This window comes from Kaustia mangrovi, assembly GCF_015482775.1.
Taxonomy (GTDB): Bacteria; Pseudomonadota; Alphaproteobacteria; order Rhizobiales; family Im1; genus Kaustia; species Kaustia mangrovi.
Map to the genome: position 1 here is coordinate 4,307,482 of NZ_CP058214.1, position 18,972 is coordinate 4,326,453.

The window sequence follows — 18,972 nt, forward strand, 5'->3', positions numbered from 1 at the left end:
CCATGCGGCTGCGCGCCCGTTTCGCCGTTTCCCCCTGCGGCTTATCTGGCACTTGAGATTCCGCCGGCCCGCTGCCACAGTCGGGTGCGCCGTCCGCAGGGTTGGCCCAGGTTTCAGGTATCGTCGATGAAGGAGACAAGGCGCGATGAAGACGCGTGCTGCTGTCGCAGTGGAGGCCGGAAAGCCTCTGGAGATCACGGAGGTCGATCTCGAAGGCCCGCGGGAAGGCGAGGTCATGGTCGAGGTCAAGGCCACCGGCGTGTGCCATACCGATGCGTTCACGCTGTCGGGCGCCGATCCGGAGGGGCTGTTCCCGGCCATTCTGGGCCATGAGGGCGCGGGCGTCGTCGTGGAGGTCGGCCCGGGGGTCACGTCGCTCAAGCCGGGCGACCACGTGATTCCGCTCTACACCCCCGAATGCCGGGAATGCGAGTACTGCCTCAATCCCAAGACCAATCTGTGCCAGGCGATCCGCTCCACGCAGGGCCAGGGCCTGATGCCGGACGGCACCAGCCGCTTCTCGCTCGGCAAGCAGAAGCTGCACCACTATATGGGCACCTCGACCTTCGCCAATCACACCGTGCTGCCGGAGATCGCGCTGGCGAAGATCCGCGAGGACGCGCCCTTCGACAAGGTCTGCTATGTGGGCTGCGGCGTGACCACGGGCCTCGGCGCGGTGGTCAACACCGCGAAGGTCGAGCCGGGCGCGAACTGCATCGTCTTCGGCCTCGGCGGCATCGGCCTCAACGTGATCCAGGGGCTGAAGCTCGTCGGCGCCAACATGATCGTCGGCGTGGACCTCAATCCCGACAAGAAGGCGTGGGGCGAGCGCTTCGGCATGACGCACTTCGTCAACCCGGACGAGGTGGACGGCGACCTGACCTCCTATCTGGTGGAGCTCACGGGCGGCGGCGCGGACTATACGTTCGAGTGCATCGGCAATGTGAAGCTCATGCGGCTGGCGCTGGAGAGCTGCCACAAGGGCTGGGGCGAATCGGTGATCATCGGCGTCGCGCCCGCAGGTGCCGAAATCTCCACGCGGCCCTTCCAGCTCGTCACCGGCCGCAGCTGGCGCGGCTCCGCCTTTGGCGGCGCGCGCGGGCGCACCGACGTGCCGAAGATCGTCGACTGGTACATGGACGGCAAGATCGAGATCGACCCGATGATCACCCACACCATGCCGCTGGAGAAGATCAACGAGGCGTTCGATCTGATGCATGAAGGCTCGTCGATCCGCTCCGTGATCGTCTACTGACACTGGCCGGCCGGCGCCCCGAATGACGGGGATGCCGGCCGTCCTTTGTGGACTTCGGCGGTGTGCGCCCCTATATGAGCGCCCATAACCAAAGAGTGTGTTGCGGTCGCACCGATCCGTCATCACGAACAGAAAAGCAAAGCAAAGAGCGGGAAGAGGACAGGTAACTCATGCCCTGGAGTAATCAAGGCGGCGGCGGAGGCTGGCAGGGAGGCGGTGGAGGCCGCGGACCCTGGGGCCAAGGCCCCCAAGGCGGCGGTGGCGGCGGTCAGCGCCCCAATCCGCCCGATCTGGAAGAACTGCTCAGGAAGGGGCAGGACCGGCTGAAGGATTTCATCCCCGGCGGCGGGGGCGGAAGCGGCAGCGGGGGACCGGGCTTCTTCGTCTGGGGCCTGATCGTCATCGGCATTATCGGCATCTTCGTCTGGAACGGGCTCTATCGCGTCCAGCCGGATTCGGTCGGCATCGAGCTCCTGTTCGGCCGCGCCGAGCCGGGCGAGACCCAGCCCGGCCTGCACTATGTCTTCTGGCCCATCGAGACGGTCGAGACCGTTCCGGCCCTGCGCCAGAACGAGACACGGATCGGCACCAACACGTCGGGCCGGCAGGACGACGAGGGGCTGATGCTCACCGGCGACCAGAACATCGTGGATATCGAGTTCACGGTCCTCTGGCGGATCGCCGATCCGCGCGCCTATCTCTTCAACATCTCCAATCAGGAGCAGATGGTCCGCGTGGTCGCCGAAAGCGCCATGCGCGACGTGGTCGGCCGCAATACGGCGGAAGTGGTGCGCACGACGGGCCGCGCGGAGGTGCAGGATTCCGTTCAGAACCTCATCCAGCGCACGCTCGATTCCTATGGCGCCGGCATCCAGCTGGCGAGTGTCAATATCGAGCGCGCCGACCCGCCGACCGCGGTCGCCGACGCCTTCGAGGAGGTCCAGCGCGCCAAGCAGGACCAGGACAAGTTCATCGAGGACGCGCAGAAATACTCCAACCGCCGCCTCGGCGAGGCGCGCGGCGAGGCCGCCCAGCTCCGCGAGGAGGCCGAGGGCTACAAGGGCCGCGTCGTGGCCGACGCGCAGGGCGCCTCGCAGCGCTTCCTGCAGGTCTATGAGGAGTACAAGAAGGCGGAGGACGTGACCCGCAAGCGGCTCTTCCTGGAGACGATGGAGAGCGTGCTCGGCCAGTCCAACAAGGTGATCATCGAGGAAGGCGCCGGCGGTTCCGGCGTGGTGCCCTACCTGCCGCTGCCGGAAGTGCAGAAGCAGCGCAGCCAGTCGTCCTCGGATTCCGCATCCGGCAACAGGGGAGCGTCGCAATGAAGGCAGGACTGAGAAACGCTCTCCTGATTCTCGTCGCCGCGGTGGTCATCGGCACCTATGCCTCGACCTTCATCGTCGACGAGCGCGAGAAGGCGCTGGTGGTCCGCTTCGGCCAGATCCAGCGCGACGTGAACGATCCGGGCCTCTACTTCAAGGTGCCCTTCATCGACCAGGTGGTCTATATCGACAAGCGGATCCTGTTCTTCGAGAGCAACGACAAGCGCGTCCAGGTCGTGGACGGGCGGCGCTATCTCGTCGACACGATCACGATGTTCCGCATCGAGAACGCGCGCCGGTTCCGCGAGGCGGTGGAGGCCAATCTGCGGCTCGCCCGCCAGCGGCTCGAAACCCGACTGGAAGCCGCGCTCAGGGCGACCTACGGCAAGCGGTCCTTCGATGCGGCCCTGTCGGAGGAGCGCGAGCAGATGATGCGCGAGATCCGCGACGATCTCAGGCCGAACGCCAACGAGATCGGCATAGAGATCGTCGATGTCCGCATCCGGCGCACCGACCTCCTGCCGGAGGTGCTGCAGAGCACCTATGACCGGATGAGCGCGGAGCGTCTGGCCGAGGCGGAGGAGATCCGCGCGGTCGGCACCGAGCGCAGCCTCACCATCCGGGCGCAGGCGGACCGCACCGCCGTGATCCTGGTCTCGGAAGCCCGCCGCGACGGCGAGATCATCCGGGGCCAGGGCGATGCGGAGCGCAACGGCATCTTCGCCGCGGCCTACAACCAGGCGCCGGAGTTCTTCTCCTTCTTCCGGTCCCTGGAGGCCTACCGCAAGAGCCTGCGGGGCAACGACACGACGCTCGTGCTGCGGCCCGATTCGGAGTTCTTCGAGTATTTCAGCTCCGATCGGCTGATGCGCGATGGCGGCACGGCTAGCAGTGCCGGCCGGTCCGGCGAGGCCCGGTCCGCTCCGGTGCCGCCGGCCTCCGGCACGGCAGAAGGGGCCGGCGCCGCGCAATGAGCGAACTCGTCACCGCGCTCGGATTGGTGCTGGTGATCGAGGGAGTGCTCTATGCGGCGTTTCCGGGCGGCGTGAAGACGATGATGCACGCCGCCCAGGACCTGCCGGACAGCACCTTGCGGTCCGGCGGGCTCGCGGCGCTGACGCTGGGCGTGCTGATCGTGTGGCTCGTTCGCTAGGGCATCCGTGCCCGGCGTCCGCACGGGGGGCGACCTGCAAGCCGGCGGTCACGCCTGCATTGCAGAAAGTTGATCGCTCCCGGAGCGCCGGAGCGACTTAGCGGTGTGCGACCGGGCGCCGGTTGCTCTAGGATAATCGTGGCGGCTTGCGGCCGCGCCATAATGACGTCGGCTTGTCGTGCGATTGGCGTGGGGTGCAATGCAGAGGTCCGTACCAGCGGTAGAGAGGTGGCGAAATGGGTTTCCGAGCACCAGCCTGTGATCGGCGCGCCGACCGGATGTCCGGGGGCGCGATGAGGTCGCTGGCGACGCTTGTCATGCTGTGGGCAGTGGCGGCGATGGCCCTTCAGGCGGGGCCGGCCCGGGCACAGGGACCGCAGTCGGTGGCGGATCTGGCCGATGAGCTGTCGGACGCCGTGGTCAATATCTCGACCTCCCAGCGCGCGTCCGCCCAGGAAACGATCCCGATGCCGAACCTGCCGCCGGGATCGCCCTTCAAGGATTTCTTCGACGAGTTCTTCAACCAGCAGCGGCCCAATGGCGACACGCCGCGCCGGCGGGTCAACTCGCTGGGCTCCGGCTTCGTGATCGATCCGGACGGCATCGTGGTCACCAACAACCACGTCATCTCCGATGCCGACGAGATCGAGGTCAACCTGTCCGACGGCTCCACGCTGAAGGCGGAGCTCATCGGCCGCGACACCAAGACCGACCTCGCGCTCCTGAGGGTCGAGCCGGAAAAGCCGCTGACGGCGGTGACCTTCGGCTCGTCCGACGCGCTCAGGGTCGGCGACTGGGTGATGGCCATCGGCAACCCCTTCGGCCTCGGCGGATCGGTGACGCTCGGCATCGTGTCGGCGCGCAACCGCAATATCAATGCCGGGCCCTATGACGATTTCATCCAGACCGACGCGGCCATCAACCGCGGCAATTCCGGCGGTCCGCTGTTCAACATGGATGGCGAGGTCGTGGGCATCAACACCGCGATCATCTCGCCGTCCGGCGGGTCGATCGGCATCGGCTTCGCGATTCCCGCCACGACCGCGGCCCGCGTGATCGACCAGCTTCGCCGCTATGGCGAGGTGCGCCGGGGCTGGCTCGGCGTGCGGGTGCAGACCGTGACGGACGATCTGGCGGAGAGCTTCGGCCTGTCGGAGCCGCGCGGCGCGCTGGTGGCCGACGTCACCAAGGGCGGCCCCGCGGAGGAGGCCGGCATCAAGCCCGGCGACGTGATCGTGGAGTTCGACGGCAAGCCGGTTCCGGAAATGCGCGATCTGCCCCGCGTCGTGGCCAATACGGCCATCGGCAAGGCGGTCGATGTCGTGGTGCTGCGCAATGGCGAGGAGCAGACCATCTCGGTGACGCTCGGCGACCTCGACGAGGGCGAGAAGCTCATTGCCGGGAACTCCTCCGACGAGGGCGACGACAAGGACGGCGCCATGCCGGAGACGCTGCTTGGCCTGGAGCTCGCGCAGCTCACGCCCGAGGCCCGCCAGCGCTACGGCATCGACGAGTCGGTCGATGGCGTGCTGATCGCCGCCGTCAACGACGACGGGCCGGCCGCCGACAAGGGCATCGAGGCCGGCAATGTGATCGTGCAGGTGGGCCAGGAGCCGGTGTCGGAGCCGGCCGACGTGCAGCGCCGGGTCTCCGCCCTCGTCAAGGAAGGCCGCCGGTCCATCCTGCTTCTGGTCGCCAACCGCGACGGCGACATGCGCTTCCTCGCCATCCAGGTCGAGAAGGGCGAGGACGAGAACGAGTAGCGATCGCTCTCGCGCGGGGTTTTCGGGCGTCCGGCCTGTCGCCGGGCGCCCCGCCGTCTCGCGAGGGCCATCGTGCAGAGCCGGAGGGAGGGGGCGGTGAAGCTTTTCACCTATTTTCGCAGTTCCGCGGCCTATCGGGTTCGCATCGCGCTCAGGCTGAAGGGGCTTGAGCCCGAGGCGCACGCCGTGGCGCTCGACGGCGCCCAGCACGCGGAGGATTTCAGGGCGATCAATCCGCAGAGCCTCGTGCCGGCCCTCATGCTCGACGACGGCACGGTGCTCACCCAGTCCCTCGCCATCATGGAGTATCTGGACGAGACCTGGCCGGAGCCGCCCTTCCTGCCCGCCGGGCGGGAGGATCGCGCCAAAGTGCGCGCGCTCGCCCAGATGGTCGCCTGCGAGATCCACCCGCTCAACAATACGCGGGTGCGCAACTATCTCACCGACACGCTTCATCTCGACGGCGCGACGTCGCAGGCGTGGTACGCCCACTGGATCCGGACCGGCTTCGAGGCGATCGAGCAGCTCATCGGCGCGGATGGCTATTGCCATGGCGACCGCGTCACGCTCGCCGATATCTGCCTCGTCCCGCAGGTCTACAATGCGCGCCGCTTCGAGGTGGACCTCGCCGATTTCCCGAGGATCCGGGCGGTGGAGGCGACATGCGGCGCGCTCGAGGCCTTCGCCGCCGCCCATCCCGACCGCCAGCCCGACGCGCCGGCGACGGCCTGAGCGCCGAAGACCGCCGCGACGGCCCGACAGCCCGGCCTAGGGGCGCTGCGTCCAGAACACGCAATATGTCTGGCCGTTTCCGGTCTCGCCCCACAGGCCGCCATGGGCCCGGCACCCGAGCGGGCTGTCGAGCTGTCCGTCAAGTTGCGCTCCGGCCACGTCGAGAACGATGCCGAGGCTTGCGAGAACGAACAGGAAGGCCGCCATCGCGAGCAGGACATTGGTGCGGCGCTGCTGGGACCTGAGAGCCAGACGGATCTCCTGATAGGGCCTTGCCAGCCGGCGCATCGCCGCGTCGGCGGTCGCGGGGTCGTGGCGCGGGGCATGTCCAGGCCCGTTGGTGCGCCAGTCGTCGACATGGGCCGGCTGCGCCGTGGCGTGCTCCCAGTCCCGGCTCGCATGGGCGGGACCGCGGTCGGCCGCAGGACGGGGGCCGCCCGCGCCTGTAGTGTCGAAGAGCGCGTCGTCCTGCCAGTCCCCTGTGTCCTGGCGCCGGTTGGCGGGGGCCTCCGGCGACGTCTCCTGAAACAACCGGTCCATGTCGGTCCATGCGGCGGCCTGTGGCGTTGAATGCTGCATATCGACCACTTTCCATAGTCGTCGGGCTGAAATGCGGATGTATTCCGAATCGCTCCGTCTCTCGGATCTCTCGGCGATTCTCGATTGATAGTATATATCAATAAAAAATATCACCAAAGGTTGTGTTCATGGGGGCTAACCCCGAATGACTGTGGCGTACGAACCCGGAGCGGGGCGTGCCTCGTCGGGGCAACCATGACCGCTTGCCAGCCGACCGCGATCCGGCCCGCCGGTCGGAACACGGGTATTCAGGCGATATTGGGGGGAATGAATGGTGGGCGGTACTGGACTTGAACCAGTGACCCCTGCGATGTGAACACAGTGCTCTACCAGCTGAGCTAACCGCCCGGCGCCGGGGACCTCGGCTCGCGAGGTCCCGTCCGCATGACGGGGATATAAAGGGGAGCGTTCGGCCAAGTCAAGCTGGCTGTGGCCCGATTGCGGAGAGAATGCTCAGCGCCTGGCGAGAACGGCCTCGATTGCGGCGGGCAGTTCGTCGAACCGGTCGATCATGGCGTCCGGGCCGAAGGTCTCCACGGGGGCCTCCGTATAGCCGAAGGACACGCCGATCACGGGCAGCCCGGCGGCCCGCGCGGTCAGGATGTCGGTCTCGCTGTCGCCCACGAAGACCGCCGCGGCGGGATCGGCGTCGAGCCGCCTGAGCGTCTCCAGCGCGGTTGCCGGATCGGGCTTGCTGACCGGCAGCGTGTCGCCGCCGATGACCGCCCCGAAATGGCCGCCGAGATCCAGCGCCTGCAGGAGGGCGTGGGCGGCGCTTTCGGGCTTGTTGGTGCACACGCCGAGCGCCACCGCCTCGCCCTCCAGCCTTGAGAGCACGCCGGGAAGGCCCGAAAAGGGCCGGCTGGCGGCCGCGATATTCTTCAGATAATAGTCGAGAAACTCGCCATAAAGCTCCTCTATGACTCTGTCTTCGGCGGGCGAACCCGTCTCCGAGAAGCCCCGCGCCATGAGCACGCGGGCGCCGCGTCCGACCATGTGGCGCACCCTGTCGAGAGGCACCGCGCGCCGGCCGTGCAAGGCGAGGACATGGTTCATCGCCGCGGCGAGGTCGGGCGCGGTGTCGACCAGGGTGCCGTCGAGGTCGAACACGATTGCGGATGGTCTGGTGACGCCCATGCCGGGAAATGCTCCGTTCGGGGGGCGGCCGTCGCGGCCGCGTGCCTTCGCGATGTTGAAGCGCAAATGGCGCCGTTCCGCAAGCCACCCGGTCGCCGCAGGCCTGCTATGCGCCGAACCCGGATTTGCTCATGGGCGGCACGTCGCTTAAATAGCAGGTCGAGGCCGCCGTTGAAGCGCCGGGCACGAGACCCGGGGCGCGCGGAGTTTCACTTTTGGGAGAGGATCACGATGGACTTTCTGAACGACAAGTCGCTGTTCAAGGACAAGAGCTATATCGGCGGCGAATGGGTCGGCGGCGCGAAGACGTTCGAGGTGAAGAACCCCGCCACCGGCGAGGTTCTGGCCTCCGTCCCCGATTTCGGCGCGGAAGAGACGCGCGGCGCGATCGAGGCCGCCAATGCCGCCTTCAAGGGATGGGCCGCGCTGACCGCGCGCGAGCGCTATCTGATCCTGCGCCGCTGGTTCGAGCTCATCATGGAGAACCAGGACGACATCGCCCGGCTGATGACGGCTGAGATGGGCAAGCCGCTCACCGAATCGCGCGGCGAGGTCGCCTATGCCGCCTCCTTCGTCGAGTTCTACGCCGAAGAGGCCAAGCGCGTTTACGGCGAGACCATTCCGAGCCCGAAGGCCGATGCCCGCGTGGTGGTCATCCGCCAGCCGATCGGCGTCGTCGGCGCGATCACGCCGTGGAACTTCCCGGCCGCCATGATCACCCGCAAGGTCGCGCCGGCCTTCGCGGCGGGCTGCACGGCGGTCTGCAAGCCGGCCGAGGACACCCCGCTCACCGCGCTCGCCCTCGCCGAGCTCGCCGAGCGCGCGGGCTTCCCGAAGGGCGTGCTCAACATCGTCACGGGCTCGGCGGCCTCCGCGCCCGCCATCGGCGAGGAGCTGACCACCAGCCCGCTGGTGCGCGCCATCGGCTTCACCGGTTCCACCGAGGTCGGCAAGCTCCTGATGCGCCAGTCCGCCTCCACCGTGAAGAAGGTCGCGCTCGAGCTCGGCGGCAATGCGCCCTTCATCGTGTTCGACGATGCCGATCTCGACGCCGCCGTCGCCGGGGCCATGGCCTCGAAATTCCGCAATGCGGGCCAGACCTGCGTGTGCGCCAACCGCATCCTCGTCCAGGACGGCATCTACGACGCCTTCGCGGAGCGGCTCGCCAGCGAGGTGCTCAAGTTCAAGGTGGGCGACGGCATGGAGGTCGGCGTCAATATCGGGCCGCTGATCAACGAGCAGGCCATCGAGAAGGTCGAGCGCCATGTGGCCGACGCCGTGGCCAATGGCGGCGAGGTGGTCGTCGGCGGCCATCGCCACGAACTCGGCGGCAATTTCTACGAGCCGACCGTGATCCGCAACGTCACCACCCGGATGCTGGTCACCAACGAGGAGACCTTCGGGCCCGTCGCCCCGCTCTTCCGCTTCAAGGAGGAGGACGAGGCGGTCGCCATGGCCAACGATACGCCCTTCGGGCTCGCCGCCTACTTCTTCAGCCGCGATATCGGCCGCTGCTGGCGTGTGGCGGAGGGCCTCGAATACGGCATGGTCGGCGTCAATGAGGGCATCCTCTCCGGCGAGACGGTGCCGTTCGGCGGCATCAAGGAATCCGGCCTTGGCCGCGAGGGCTCCCACCACGGCATCGAGGAGTTCACCGAGCTCAAATACATGCTGATGGGCGGCCTCGGGCGGTAAGCGAACCGGATGAGGTCTTCCCAGACAATCGAGCTCAAGCGCGCGCCGGCCCTGGCCGCGCTTGAGCACGTCACGCCGGGCATGAGGCTCGGATTGGGCACGGGCTCGACGGCGAAGCTGTTCGTCGACGCGCTCGGCGAGAAGGTGAAGGCGGGGCTCGACGTCGTGTGCGTGCCGACCTCGCTGGCCACCGAGCAACAGGCGCGCGCGCTCGGCATTCCGCTCACCACGCTCGACGACACGCCCGCACTCGACCTCACCGTCGACGGGGCCGACGAGATCGATCCCGCGCTCCGGCTCGTCAAGGGCGGCGGTGGGGCGCTGCTGCGCGAGAAGATCGTCGCGGGCGCGTCGGCCCGCATGATCGTCATTGCCGACGAGTCCAAGCGCGTCGATGTCCTCGGGCGGTTCCCGCTGCCCATCGAGGTCGTTCGCTTCGGCGCGGCGGCCACCGCCTTGCGGATCGAGCGGGCGGCGGAGCATTTCGGCATGGAGGGGCCGGTGCGCATGCGCATGCGCCAGACCGGCGACGGGCCGTTACTCACCGATGGCGGCAACCTCGTCTATGACGGCCAGTTCGGGGAGATCCCCGATCCGGACGCCTTCGGGGAGGCACTCAATGCCATACCGGGCGTGGTCGAACACGGCCTGTTCCTCGGCATGGCGAACCTCGCCCTGATCGGCACGCCCGGCGGCGTGGAGGAGATGACGCGATGAGCGCCTATGATTACGACCTCTTCGTCATCGGCGCGGGCTCGGGCGGCGTGCGCGCGGCGCGCATGTCGGCGGGGCATGGCGCGCGCGTGGCCGTGGCAGAGGAATATCGCGTCGGCGGCACCTGCGTGATCCGCGGCTGCGTGCCGAAGAAGCTGTTCGTCTATGCGAGCCATTTCGCGGAGGAGTTCGAGGCGTCCCGGGGCTTCGGCTGGACGCCCGGCGAGGCGCGCTTCGACTGGGCGAGGCTGATCGCCAACAAGGACCGCGAGATCGACCGGCTGAACGGCCTCTACATCAAGGGGCTGAAGGCCGCCGGGGTCGAGATCCTCCAGACGAGGGCGCGGCTGAAGGACGCCCATACCGTCCATCTGGAGGCGGAAGGCCGCGACGTGACGGCGGACAAGATCCTCATCGCGACCGGCGCCTGGCCCTTCGTGCCGGATGTCGAGGGTGCCGGGCACGGCATCACCTCCAACGAGGCCTTCCACCTGGACCGTCTGCCCGACCACATCACCATTGTCGGCGGCGGCTATATCGCGGTCGAGTTCGCCGGCATCTTCAACGGGCTCGGCGTGAAGACGACGCTCGTCTATCGCGGCGACGAGATCCTGCGCGGCTTCGACGACGACCTGCGCGCCGGCCTTCACGAGGCGATGGACGCCAAGGGCATCGACGTGCGCGTCATGAGCGATATCGAGCGCATCGCGCCGGCAGGCGAGGGGGGCTACGAGGTCACGCTCAATTCCGGCGACGTGCTCGCGACCGGCCTCGTCATGTATGCGACGGGCCGCGTGCCGAACGCCGAGGGCCTGGGGCTGGAGGCGGCCGGCGTGAAGCGCGGCTGGAACGGGCATGTGGCGGTCGACGAGTATTCGCAGACCTCCGTTCCCAATATCTACGCCGTCGGCGACGTGACCGACCGGGTGAACCTGACCCCCGTGGCGATCCGCGAGGGCGCGGCCTTCGCGGAGACCGTCTTCAACGACAACCCGACGGCGGTCGATCACGAGACCATCGCGAGTGCGGTCTTCTCCCAGCCGGAGATCGGCACGGTCGGCCTGACGGAGGCGGAGGCGCGCGAGCGTCTCAACAGCGTCGATATCTACAAGTCGGCCTTCCGCCCCATGAAGCACACGCTGTCCGGCCTCGACGAGCGCATGATCATGAAGCTCGTGGTCGATGGCGAGAGCGACGTGGTGGTCGGCTGTCACATTCTGGGCGACGGGGCGGGCGAGATGATCCAGGCGCTCGGCATCGCCGTCAGGATGGGCGCCACCAAGGCCGATTTCGACGCGACGGTTGCCGTCCATCCCACCGCCGCGGAAGAGCTCGTCACCATGCGCGAGAAATGGCAGCCGGCCAGGGCGGCGGCGGAGTAAACCCTAAACCCCCTCACCCTCCCATCGCTTCACGCGATGGGCCCCTCCCTCTCCCGCGAGGGGAGAGGGGGACAGGAAAGCGTCGCGGCGGGAGCGCGCCGGGGTGAGCGCGTCGCAAGCGGCGATCGTGCGTCGTTACCGCCGCGAGAACAGCTTCTCGATATCGGCGAGCTTGAGCTCCACATAGGTCGGCCGGCCGTGATTGCACTGGCCGGAGCGGGGCGTGGCCTCCATCTCGCGCAGGAGGGCGTTCATCTCCTCAGGCTTCAGGCGCCGGCCGGAGCGCACCGAGCCGTGGCAGGCCATGGTGGCGAGCACATGGTCGATATGCTCCTTGAGCGTGAAGATCTCGCCGAGCTCGCCGAGCTCGTCTGAGAGGTCCTGCAGCATCGCCTTCGCGTCCACCTTGCCGAGAAGGGCGGGTACCTCGCGCACCGCGACCGCGCCCGGCCCGAAGCCCTCCAGGACGAGGCCGAGATCGGCCAGCTCGTCCCCGGCGGCGATGAGCCGGTCGGCCGCCGTCTCGTCGAGATCCACCACCTCCGGCACCAGAAGCGGCTGGCGGGCGATGCCGTCGCGCGCCAGCGCCGCCTTCATGCGCTCATAGACGAGCCTCTCATGGGCGGCGTGCTGGTCGACGATCACCACGCCGTCCTCGGTCTGGGCGACGATGTAGTTCTCGTGGAGCTGGGCGCGGGCCGCGCCGAGCGGACGGGCGACCTGCCCGGCATCCTGCGCGGAGGCCTCCTCGATGCGCGCATCGGCGGACGGCTCGGCAAGGCCCGGCAGGCCATGGGCGGGCCGGGGCGCCGCCGACGGAGCGGCTGCCGGCAGGTCGAGCGGTGCATGATAGGCGGCGGCCTGCTCGGCAAGCCCGGCCATGGCATAGGGCTGGCGCTGCGGGGCAGGGGGGTAGTGCGCGGCGTCAGCCGGCCCGGCGGCCTGCGGCGGCGCCGTCTCGTTCAGCGCGTCGAGCGCGGCGCCCCCCAGGCTGGTCGAGGCGCGGTGGCCCGCGGCCGCGAGCGCCCGGCGGATCGCGCCGACAATGAGCCCGCGCACGAGGCCCTGGTCGCGGAAGCGCACCTCCGCCTTCGCGGGATGGACATTGACGTCCACATCCTCCGGCGCGCAGTCGATGAACAGCGCGAGCATGGGGTGGCGGCCGCGCGGCAGCGTGTCCTGATAGGCGCCGCGCACCGCGCCGGTGAGCTGGCGGTCGCGCACGGGCCGTCCGTTGACGAACAGGAACTGCATGTTGGCATAGGCGCGGTTGAGGGTCGGGAGGCCGGCAAGGCCGGTCAGCCGCACGCCCTCGCGCTCCTCCGCGACGGTCAGCGCGTTCTCGGTGAACTCGCGGCCCATGATGGCGCCGAGCCGGCGCCGGAACCCCGCCTCGTCGCGGGTGCCGGCGGGATAGGTCAGGAGGTTGCGCTCATTGCCCGTAAGCGAGAAGGCGATGTCGGGATGCGCCATGGCGAGCCGCTTGACGACCTCGCTCGCCTCCGTGGTCTCCGCGCGCTGCGACTTGAGGAACTTCAGCCGCGCCGGCACGGCATAGAAGAGGTCGCGCACCTCGATGCGCGTGCCGCCGCCCAGCGCCGCGGGCTTCGGTCCTGCAAGGCGCCCGCCCTCCACGCGGATCTCGTGCGCGGTCTCCGCGCCCGGCGGGCGCGACACGATGGACAGCCGGCTCACCGCCCCGATGGAGGGCAGGGCCTCGCCGCGGAAGCCCATTGTCTCGATCCTCAGCAGCGCGTCGTCGGCGAGCTTGGAGGTCGCGTGGCGCTCGACCGCCAGCGTCAACTCCTGCGGATCCATGCCGCAGCCGTCGTCGGTGACGCGGATCAGCGTGCGCCCGCCTTCCGCGAAGATCACGTCGATGGCCGTCGCACCGGCGTCTATGGCGTTCTCGACGAGCTCCTTCACGACGCTCGCGGGGCGCTCGATGACCTCGCCGGCAGCGATTCGGTTGATGACCCCGTCCGGCAGGCGCCGAATGCGCATGGGTTTCTCTCTTCCCTTCGGCCGGTGCCTGCCCGCTTCCCCACCCGGCCGCCCATGACAACGATCCTTCCGTGGGTGACCGGGCGGCGGAGCGGGCAGGGCCCGAACGTCACATCGTCTCTACATCATGGCCAGATACTCGCGGGTGAGCACCTTGCTCTCCTCCACGGCGGGCTGGTCGAACGGATCGACTCCCATCAGGCCCCCCATGATAATCGTCTCCAGCATGAAATGCATGAGGAGAGCGCCGAGGGAGCGCTCGTCGAGGCGTTCGAGCGCGATCACGCGCACGGGCCGGCCGCGGCGGGCGAGCGTTTCGGCGGTCGCGCGCTGCTGGCAGTCGGTCAGATCGCCGACGGCGCGCCCGGCGAGATAGCCGACGAGCGAATCGTTGCGCAGCTCCGCCGGGACGCGCGGCCCCTCGCCGGCGCTCGGCCAGGAGACGATGTTGAAGAGCTTGTCGGCCGGTCCGTCGAGGAAGAGCTGGAGGATCGAATGCTGGTCGACCGGTCCGGCGGCGGCGACCGGCAGGCTGCCCCCTCCGTTCTTGCCGAGGCTTTCCGCCCAGAGCTGCACGAACCAGCTCGAGAACAGCCGCAGCCGGTCGGCATAGGGCATCATCACCACGGCGTTGACGTCGCGCTCCTCCGCAAGCGCCAGATTGACCGCCGCGCCGACGGCGGGCGCCACATTGCCGGGGGGGTGGCCCTCCAGGATCGGCGCGAGAACGTCGGCGGCGCCCATCCTGAGCGCCTCCACGTCGAGGCCGGCCACGAGGGCGGGCAGCACGCCGACCGCGGAGAGCACGGAATAGCGCCCGCCGATCTTCGGGTCGTGCTCGAGCACGGGCACGTCGTGATAGGTCATGAGCCGCCTCAGCGCGTTGCGCTCGCCGTCGCCGGGCTCGGTGACGGCAAGGAGATGCTGGGCGAGGTTCCACTCAAGTCCCGCCGCCTTCAGCGCCTCGAGCGCGGCGAGGGTCTGGACGAGCGTCTCCGGCGTGTTGCCGGATTTGGAGATGACGATGAAGCGCGTCGTCTTGAGGTCGAAGCGCTTGAGCGCGGCCTGAAGCGAGGGGCCGTCGAGATTGTCGAAGAAGTGGAGATAGCGCTCTTCCGCGCCCGGCAGCGCGGCCGGCCCCGGCGTGCGCCAGCCGGCGAGCTGGACGAGCGCCTGGCCGCCGAGGCTCGACCCGCCCGTGCCGAAGACGACGACGTCGCGCGCGCCGCGCAGCAGCGTCTCGACGGCCTGCCGGCAGGTCTCCAGATCGTCGCTCCGGCCGGGCAGGCGCAGGAGGGGAAGCGTGCCGTCCTCATGGCGCGCCCTGAGGCCGTCCAGGACCGGGCCGGTCTTCTCCAGCGCCGCGTCGAGCGCGTCCCTGCCGATGCCGCCGGAGCCGATTGTCTCCTCCAGGCAGCGCGAAATATCTTGAGCGTATGTCACGGAATGCCATCCCCCTTGGTCTGTTCGCACAGGCGAGTTTAGCCGGGAGTGTGGGGCGAAATCGTGATGATCCGCGCGGAAAGCTCAAAGGCAGGGCGAGGGCGGGGGAAGACGGGAGGGTAGCCCCGAGGACTACCCTTTCGTCGCGTCCGCCGGCTCGGGCTCCGACGAGGTCACGCCCTGGGGCTGGCCGACCACGGAGAAGATGAGCGCGTCGGGCTTGAGAAGCTCGCGGGCGACGCGCCTGACATCGTCGATGGTCACCGCCTCGATCATGGCGTTGCGGTTCTCCACATAGTCGATGCCGAGCTCTTCGAGCTGGATGCCGAGGAGCTCGCCGGCGATCTTGGTGTTGGTGTCGAAGCGCAGCGGATAGGAGCCGGTGAGATAGGTCTTGGCCTCCTCGAGCTCCGTCTCGCTCGGGCCGTCCTTCGCCATGCGCGCGATCTCCTTGCGCAGGATGTCGATGGTCTCGCGGGCGCGGTCGTTGCGCGTCGCCGCCCCGCCGACGAACAGGCCGGCATGGTCGAGCGGGTAGATATAGCTGAAGACCGAGTAGCTCAGGCCCCGCTTCTCGCGCACCTCCTCGATGAGCCTGGAGCCGAAGCCGCCGCCGCCGAGCACGAAGTTCATGACATAGGCGGGCACGAAGTCGGGATCGTCGCGCTTCAGGCCCCTGGCGCCGAACTGGATGACGCTCTGGGGAATGTCGCGGTTGACGACCTCCACCGCGCCTTCGTCGCTGACCGTGGCCTCCGCGATCTCGGGCATGCCGGAGGTCTCCGGCAGGGCGCCGAAGGTCTCGTCCAGAAGGCGTCCGAGCGTTGCCGCGTCGATATCGCCGACGACGGCGACGGTCAGCGCGTCGCGGGCGAAGAGCCGCCCGGCGAGCGCTCCGAGATCGTCCGCGGAGATCGCGGCGACGGTGTCCTGCGTCCCGTCCGGGTCGCGGGCATAGGGATGGTCGCCGAGCGCCTGCCTCATCCAGGCGGCATTGGCGATCTGGTGGGGATCCTCCGCCGCGCGCTTCAGTCCGACGAGGATCTGGTTGCGCACCCGCTCCAGCGGCTGGGCGTCGAACCGGGGCTCGGTCAGCGCGAGCCTGAGCAGGACGAAGGCCTCGTCGCGGTTGCGCGACAGGGTCTGCAGGCTGCCGGAGAAATTGTCGCGGTCGGCATTGAAGGAGAGCTTGACGGCGAGCTCCTCCAGCCGGTTCTGGAAGGCCTCCGACGTCATGTCGCCCGCGCCCTCGTCCAGCATGCCGGACAGGAAGTTGGCGAGCCCGGCCTTGTCCTCCGGATCGGCGGCGGCGCCGCCGTCGAAGGCGAAGTCCATGGCGACGATCGGCACGGTGTCGTCCTGGACGAGCCAGGCGGTGATGCCGCCGGGGCTCCTGACCTCCTGGATCTCGAAGGCCTGCGCGGGGGCGGCGAGCGCGACCAGCGCGACGAGGACGGCGCAGGCGGCGGCCCAGCGAGACGCGAGGCGCGGGCGTGTGGGTGCGTTGAAGCGCGCGGCTGTGTGGCTCACGACTCTGTCTCCCCGTTTGTCTTCGCCTCGGGGGCCGTCTCGGTGGCCCCGGTCGCCGCCGCCCGTGCGGGCTTCAGGAGGAGGCCGGTCACCGAGCGCTCGGGCGCGAGATACTTGCGCGCCGCCGCCTTGACCTCGTCGAGCGTGACCGCCTCGATACGGGCCGGCCAGTCGCGCACCGCGTCGACGTCGAGGCCGGTGGTCAGCGCGATGCCGAACACCCGAGCAAGCCGCACCTGGCTGTCGAGCGCATAGACGGTCTCCGCCAGGAGCGAGCGCTTGGCGTCGGCGAGCTCCTTCCCGGTGATGCCGTTCTCGACCACGTCGGCCAGCACGGTGTCGAGCTCGGCCTCCACATCCGCGATATCGTGGCCGGGAACGGGCGCGGCATAGACGCCGATCGTGCCGTAGTCGAGCCCGTCGCCGGAATACCAGGCGCCGGCATAGGTGGCGATCTTCTTGTCGACCACGAGGTCGCGGTAGAGCCGGCTGGTCGTGCCGTCGCCCAGCACATAGGCGAGGATGTCGAGGGCTTCCGCCTCGCCGGGCTCGGCGCGCGAATAGGAGGTCGCGAGATAGCTGCGGCGCACGCTGGGGGAGGGGACCTTGGCGTCGCGCAGGGTGACGAGGCGTTCCGCCTGGGGCGCCGGCTCGGCGACGCGCTCGCGCGCGCCCGGCGCGCCGGTGTTCTGCAAAGGCCCGTAATAGGTTTCGGCGAGCGACTTCACCTCGTCCGCCGTCACGTCGCCGGCGACCACCAGGATCGCGTTCCGCGGCGTGTAGTAGGTGCGGTAGAAGGAGAGGGCGTCGTCGAGCGTGAGCCCGGCCATCTCGTCCGGCCAGCCGATCACCGGCGTGCCGTAGGGATGGGCCACATAGAGGGCGGCGTCGACCTGCTCGTTGAGACGGCTCGACGGCTCGTTGTCGACCCGCATGCGCCGCTCCTCCTTGATCACCTCCAGCTCGGTCCCGACATTCTTCTCGTCGAGCTGGAGATTGACCATGCGGTCGGCCTCCAGCTTCATGACGAGGGGCAGCCGGTCCTTGGCGATGCGCTGGTAATAGGCGGTGTAGTCCTGGCCGGTGAACGCGTTGTCCTCGCCGCCATTGCGCCGCACGATCTTGGAGAACTCGCCGGGCGGCACGGTCTCGGTGCCCTTGAACATCAGGTGCTCGAGGAAATGGGCGATGCCGGATTTGCCCTTCGGCTCGTCGGCGGCGCCCACGCGGTACCACACCATATGGGTCACGACCGGCGCGCGGTGGTCGGGGATGACCACGACCTGCATGCCGTTGTCGAGAGTGAAGGTAGAGACGTTCTGCGCGAACTGCGCGCTCCCGGCCGGTGGCTTGGCCGCCTTTTCCGCACGGGCGGGGGCGAGGGGGGCGGCGGTGAGCGCTGTCGCGGCGGCGAGGCCGAGCGCGATGCAGGCCGCGCCTGCGGGAAGTCTGCGCACGGGGCGCAGCAGGGCATTCACTGAGACCATCAGACCGTTCCCTTAATCTGTGTGGCTTAAGGGTGTGGACAGGCCGTCGCCTTGTCCAATTAAATATCGGTAAGGCGATATCGTGCCGCGCCCGACCGTCCGCCAGACCGCAATCGGCGGACGCGGAGAGGCGCGGGCAGGCCGGTCAGAACAGGTTGCCGATGTTCCAGATCGTGCCGTAATTCGGGTTCTTCGACTTCTCGAGCTCGGCCTTCTTCTTCTTCAGGTCCTCGATGAGCTCGCGGTCGCTCTTCGGCGTTCCGTCGGGATGCGTCTTGGAGATGCCGTAGCGGGCGTAGATGTCCTGATCCTCGCCGCTCGCGGCCGCATTGGCATCCGCGCTCGCACTGGCGATCTGTGTCGGTGCGCTGGCGGGGGCGGTCGGCTGGGCAGCCGGTGCCGCGGCCGTCTGGGCCGGCGCGCTGGCCTGGGCGTCCGGCGGCTGGGACAGGGGCGCGCGGGAGGCCACGGCCTGCTGCGCTTCCACGGCCGCCTGGTTCGGCTGGCCGTTCTGGCTCTCGCCCTGTCCGGGCGGCCTGAGCTGGAGATCGGGCGGCATGGCGAGCACCTGATGGGTGCGCACCTGGCGTTCGTCGGGCACATTCTTGCCCGTGCCGAACACGTCGTTGATGGAGGCGTCCGGCGACCCGCAGCCTGAAAGGCCGGCGCCTGCCGCCAGGAGGACGGCCGCGAAAATGTTACGCCCAGTGCTCAACTGATCCGGAACCTTCAGCCACTTAGCCGGAGGGGCTGCGCGAACCATGGCGATCCCTCTC

16 protein-coding genes and 1 tRNA gene are annotated in these 18,972 nt (G+C 68.8%); 9 read left to right on the forward strand and 8 right to left on the reverse strand.

Annotated elements, in window-relative coordinates; translation table 11 throughout:
• Window positions 1-145 precede the first annotated feature (145 nt).
• The 6 genes from HW532_RS20340 to maiA all read left to right on the forward strand — a co-directional run bounded on the left by HW532_RS20340 (window position 146) and on the right by maiA (window position 6,225).
• Window positions 146-1,255, forward strand: coding sequence for an S-(hydroxymethyl)glutathione dehydrogenase/class III alcohol dehydrogenase (locus tag HW532_RS20340; RefSeq protein WP_213162203.1), 1,110 nt, complete (start codon window positions 146-148; stop codon window positions 1,253-1,255).
• Window positions 1,256-1,425: 170 nt separating this feature from the next.
• Window positions 1,426-2,580 carry an FtsH protease activity modulator HflK gene (gene hflK / locus HW532_RS20345; RefSeq protein WP_213162204.1) on the forward strand — a complete coding sequence of 385 codons (1,155 nt, stop codon included), beginning with the start codon at window positions 1,426-1,428 and terminating at the stop codon, window positions 2,578-2,580.
• Window positions 2,577-3,551, forward strand: coding sequence for a protease modulator HflC (gene hflC / locus HW532_RS20350; protein WP_213162205.1), 975 nt, complete (start codon window positions 2,577-2,579; stop codon window positions 3,549-3,551). The genes hflK and hflC overlap by 4 nt, the downstream gene beginning before the upstream one ends.
• Window positions 3,548-3,730, forward strand: coding sequence for a DUF2065 domain-containing protein (locus tag HW532_RS20355; protein ID WP_213162206.1), 183 nt, complete (start codon window positions 3,548-3,550; stop codon window positions 3,728-3,730). The genes hflC and HW532_RS20355 overlap by 4 nt, the downstream gene beginning before the upstream one ends.
• Before the next feature lie 236 nt (window positions 3,731-3,966).
• Entirely contained in the window at window positions 3,967-5,493 is a 1,527-nt protein-coding gene (locus HW532_RS20360) for a DegQ family serine endoprotease (RefSeq protein WP_425491899.1), read from the forward strand.
• A 96-nt stretch (window positions 5,494-5,589) separates the two neighbouring features.
• Window positions 5,590-6,225, forward strand: a complete 636-nt coding sequence (maiA, locus tag HW532_RS20365) for a maleylacetoacetate isomerase (protein ID WP_213162208.1) — start codon at window positions 5,590-5,592, stop codon at window positions 6,223-6,225.
• Window positions 6,226-6,261: 36 nt separating this feature from the next.
• Here the strand turns inward: maiA and HW532_RS20370 are convergent, their stop codons facing one another.
• The 3 genes from HW532_RS20370 to gph all read right to left on the reverse strand — a co-directional run bounded on the left by HW532_RS20370 (window position 6,262) and on the right by gph (window position 7,941).
• Complete coding sequence (locus HW532_RS20370; RefSeq protein ID WP_213162209.1) at window positions 6,262-6,804, reverse strand: hypothetical protein; 543 nt, start codon at window positions 6,802-6,804, stop codon at window positions 6,262-6,264.
• A gap of 272 nt (window positions 6,805-7,076) precedes the next feature.
• Window positions 7,077-7,152 (reverse strand) — tRNA-Val (locus HW532_RS20375).
• A gap of 105 nt (window positions 7,153-7,257) precedes the next feature.
• Window positions 7,258-7,941 carry a phosphoglycolate phosphatase gene (gene gph, locus HW532_RS20380; RefSeq protein ID WP_213162210.1) on the reverse strand — a complete coding sequence of 228 codons (684 nt, stop codon included), beginning with the start codon at window positions 7,939-7,941 and terminating at the stop codon, window positions 7,258-7,260.
• 231 nt (window positions 7,942-8,172) lie between these two features.
• On the opposite strand from gph, the gene HW532_RS20385 reads away from it, so the two are divergent.
• The 3 genes from HW532_RS20385 to gor are packed head-to-tail and all read left to right on the forward strand — an operon-like array spanning window position 8,173 to window position 11,732.
• Window positions 8,173-9,636: an NAD-dependent succinate-semialdehyde dehydrogenase gene (locus tag HW532_RS20385; protein ID WP_213162211.1), complete on the forward strand. Its 1,464-nt coding sequence runs from the start codon at window positions 8,173-8,175 to the stop codon at window positions 9,634-9,636.
• Window positions 9,637-9,645: 9 nt separating this feature from the next.
• Entirely contained in the window at window positions 9,646-10,353 is a 708-nt protein-coding gene (rpiA, locus tag HW532_RS20390) for a ribose-5-phosphate isomerase RpiA (protein WP_213162212.1), read from the forward strand.
• Window positions 10,350-11,732 (forward strand): glutathione-disulfide reductase, encoded by a 1,383-nt coding sequence (gene gor / locus HW532_RS20395; protein WP_213162213.1) that lies wholly within the window; start codon window positions 10,350-10,352, stop codon window positions 11,730-11,732. Before rpiA ends, gor begins: the two co-directional genes overlap by 4 nt.
• A 135-nt stretch (window positions 11,733-11,867) precedes the next feature.
• Here gor and mutL read toward each other — a convergent pair whose 3' ends face one another.
• The 5 genes from mutL to HW532_RS20420 form a co-directional block, all read right to left on the reverse strand.
• Window positions 11,868-13,736, reverse strand: a complete 1,869-nt coding sequence (mutL, locus tag HW532_RS20400; RefSeq protein ID WP_213162214.1) for a DNA mismatch repair endonuclease MutL — start codon at window positions 13,734-13,736, stop codon at window positions 11,868-11,870.
• A 120-nt stretch (window positions 13,737-13,856) separates the two neighbouring features.
• Window positions 13,857-15,179: a glucose-6-phosphate isomerase gene (locus tag HW532_RS20405; protein WP_246479334.1), complete on the reverse strand. Its 1,323-nt coding sequence runs from the start codon at window positions 15,177-15,179 to the stop codon at window positions 13,857-13,859.
• A 132-nt stretch (window positions 15,180-15,311) separates the two neighbouring features.
• A complete protein-coding gene (locus HW532_RS20410) occupies window positions 15,312-16,709 on the reverse strand; it encodes a M16 family metallopeptidase (RefSeq protein WP_213162216.1) in 1,398 nt (465 codons plus the stop codon).
• Window positions 16,706-18,196, reverse strand: coding sequence for a M16 family metallopeptidase (locus tag HW532_RS20415; RefSeq protein WP_213162217.1), 1,491 nt, complete (start codon window positions 18,194-18,196; stop codon window positions 16,706-16,708). The genes HW532_RS20410 and HW532_RS20415 overlap by 4 nt, the downstream gene beginning before the upstream one ends.
• Window positions 18,197-18,341: 145 nt before the next feature.
• Window positions 18,342-18,911 (reverse strand): DUF3035 domain-containing protein, encoded by a 570-nt coding sequence (locus HW532_RS20420; RefSeq protein ID WP_213162218.1) that lies wholly within the window; start codon window positions 18,909-18,911, stop codon window positions 18,342-18,344.
• Window positions 18,912-18,972 lie beyond the last annotated feature (61 nt).

Bases quoted from the DNA above. Each gene is read 5' to 3' on its own strand.
- mutL (WP_213162214.1), bottom strand. From the start codon at position 13,736: ATGCGCATTCGGCGCCTGCCGGACGGGGTCATCAACCGAATCGCTGCC.
- HW532_RS20340 (WP_213162203.1), top strand. From the start codon at position 146: ATGAAGACGCGTGCTGCTGTCGCAGTGGAGGCCGGAAAGCCTCTGGAG.
- HW532_RS20385 (WP_213162211.1), top strand. From the start codon at position 8,173: ATGGACTTTCTGAACGACAAGTCGCTGTTCAAGGACAAGAGCTATATC.
- gph (WP_213162210.1), bottom strand. From the start codon at position 7,941: ATGGGCGTCACCAGACCATCCGCAATCGTGTTCGACCTCGACGGCACC.
- HW532_RS20360 (WP_425491899.1), top strand. From the start codon at position 3,967: ATGGGTTTCCGAGCACCAGCCTGTGATCGGCGCGCCGACCGGATGTCC.
- gor (WP_213162213.1), top strand. From the start codon at position 10,350: ATGAGCGCCTATGATTACGACCTCTTCGTCATCGGCGCGGGCTCGGGC.
- HW532_RS20415 (WP_213162217.1), bottom strand. From the start codon at position 18,196: ATGGTCTCAGTGAATGCCCTGCTGCGCCCCGTGCGCAGACTTCCCGCA.
- rpiA (WP_213162212.1), top strand. From the start codon at position 9,646: ATGAGGTCTTCCCAGACAATCGAGCTCAAGCGCGCGCCGGCCCTGGCC.
- hflC (WP_213162205.1), top strand. From the start codon at position 2,577: ATGAAGGCAGGACTGAGAAACGCTCTCCTGATTCTCGTCGCCGCGGTG.
- HW532_RS20355 (WP_213162206.1), top strand. From the start codon at position 3,548: ATGAGCGAACTCGTCACCGCGCTCGGATTGGTGCTGGTGATCGAGGGA.
- hflK (WP_213162204.1), top strand. From the start codon at position 1,426: ATGCCCTGGAGTAATCAAGGCGGCGGCGGAGGCTGGCAGGGAGGCGGT.
- HW532_RS20370 (WP_213162209.1), bottom strand. From the start codon at position 6,804: ATGCAGCATTCAACGCCACAGGCCGCCGCATGGACCGACATGGACCGG.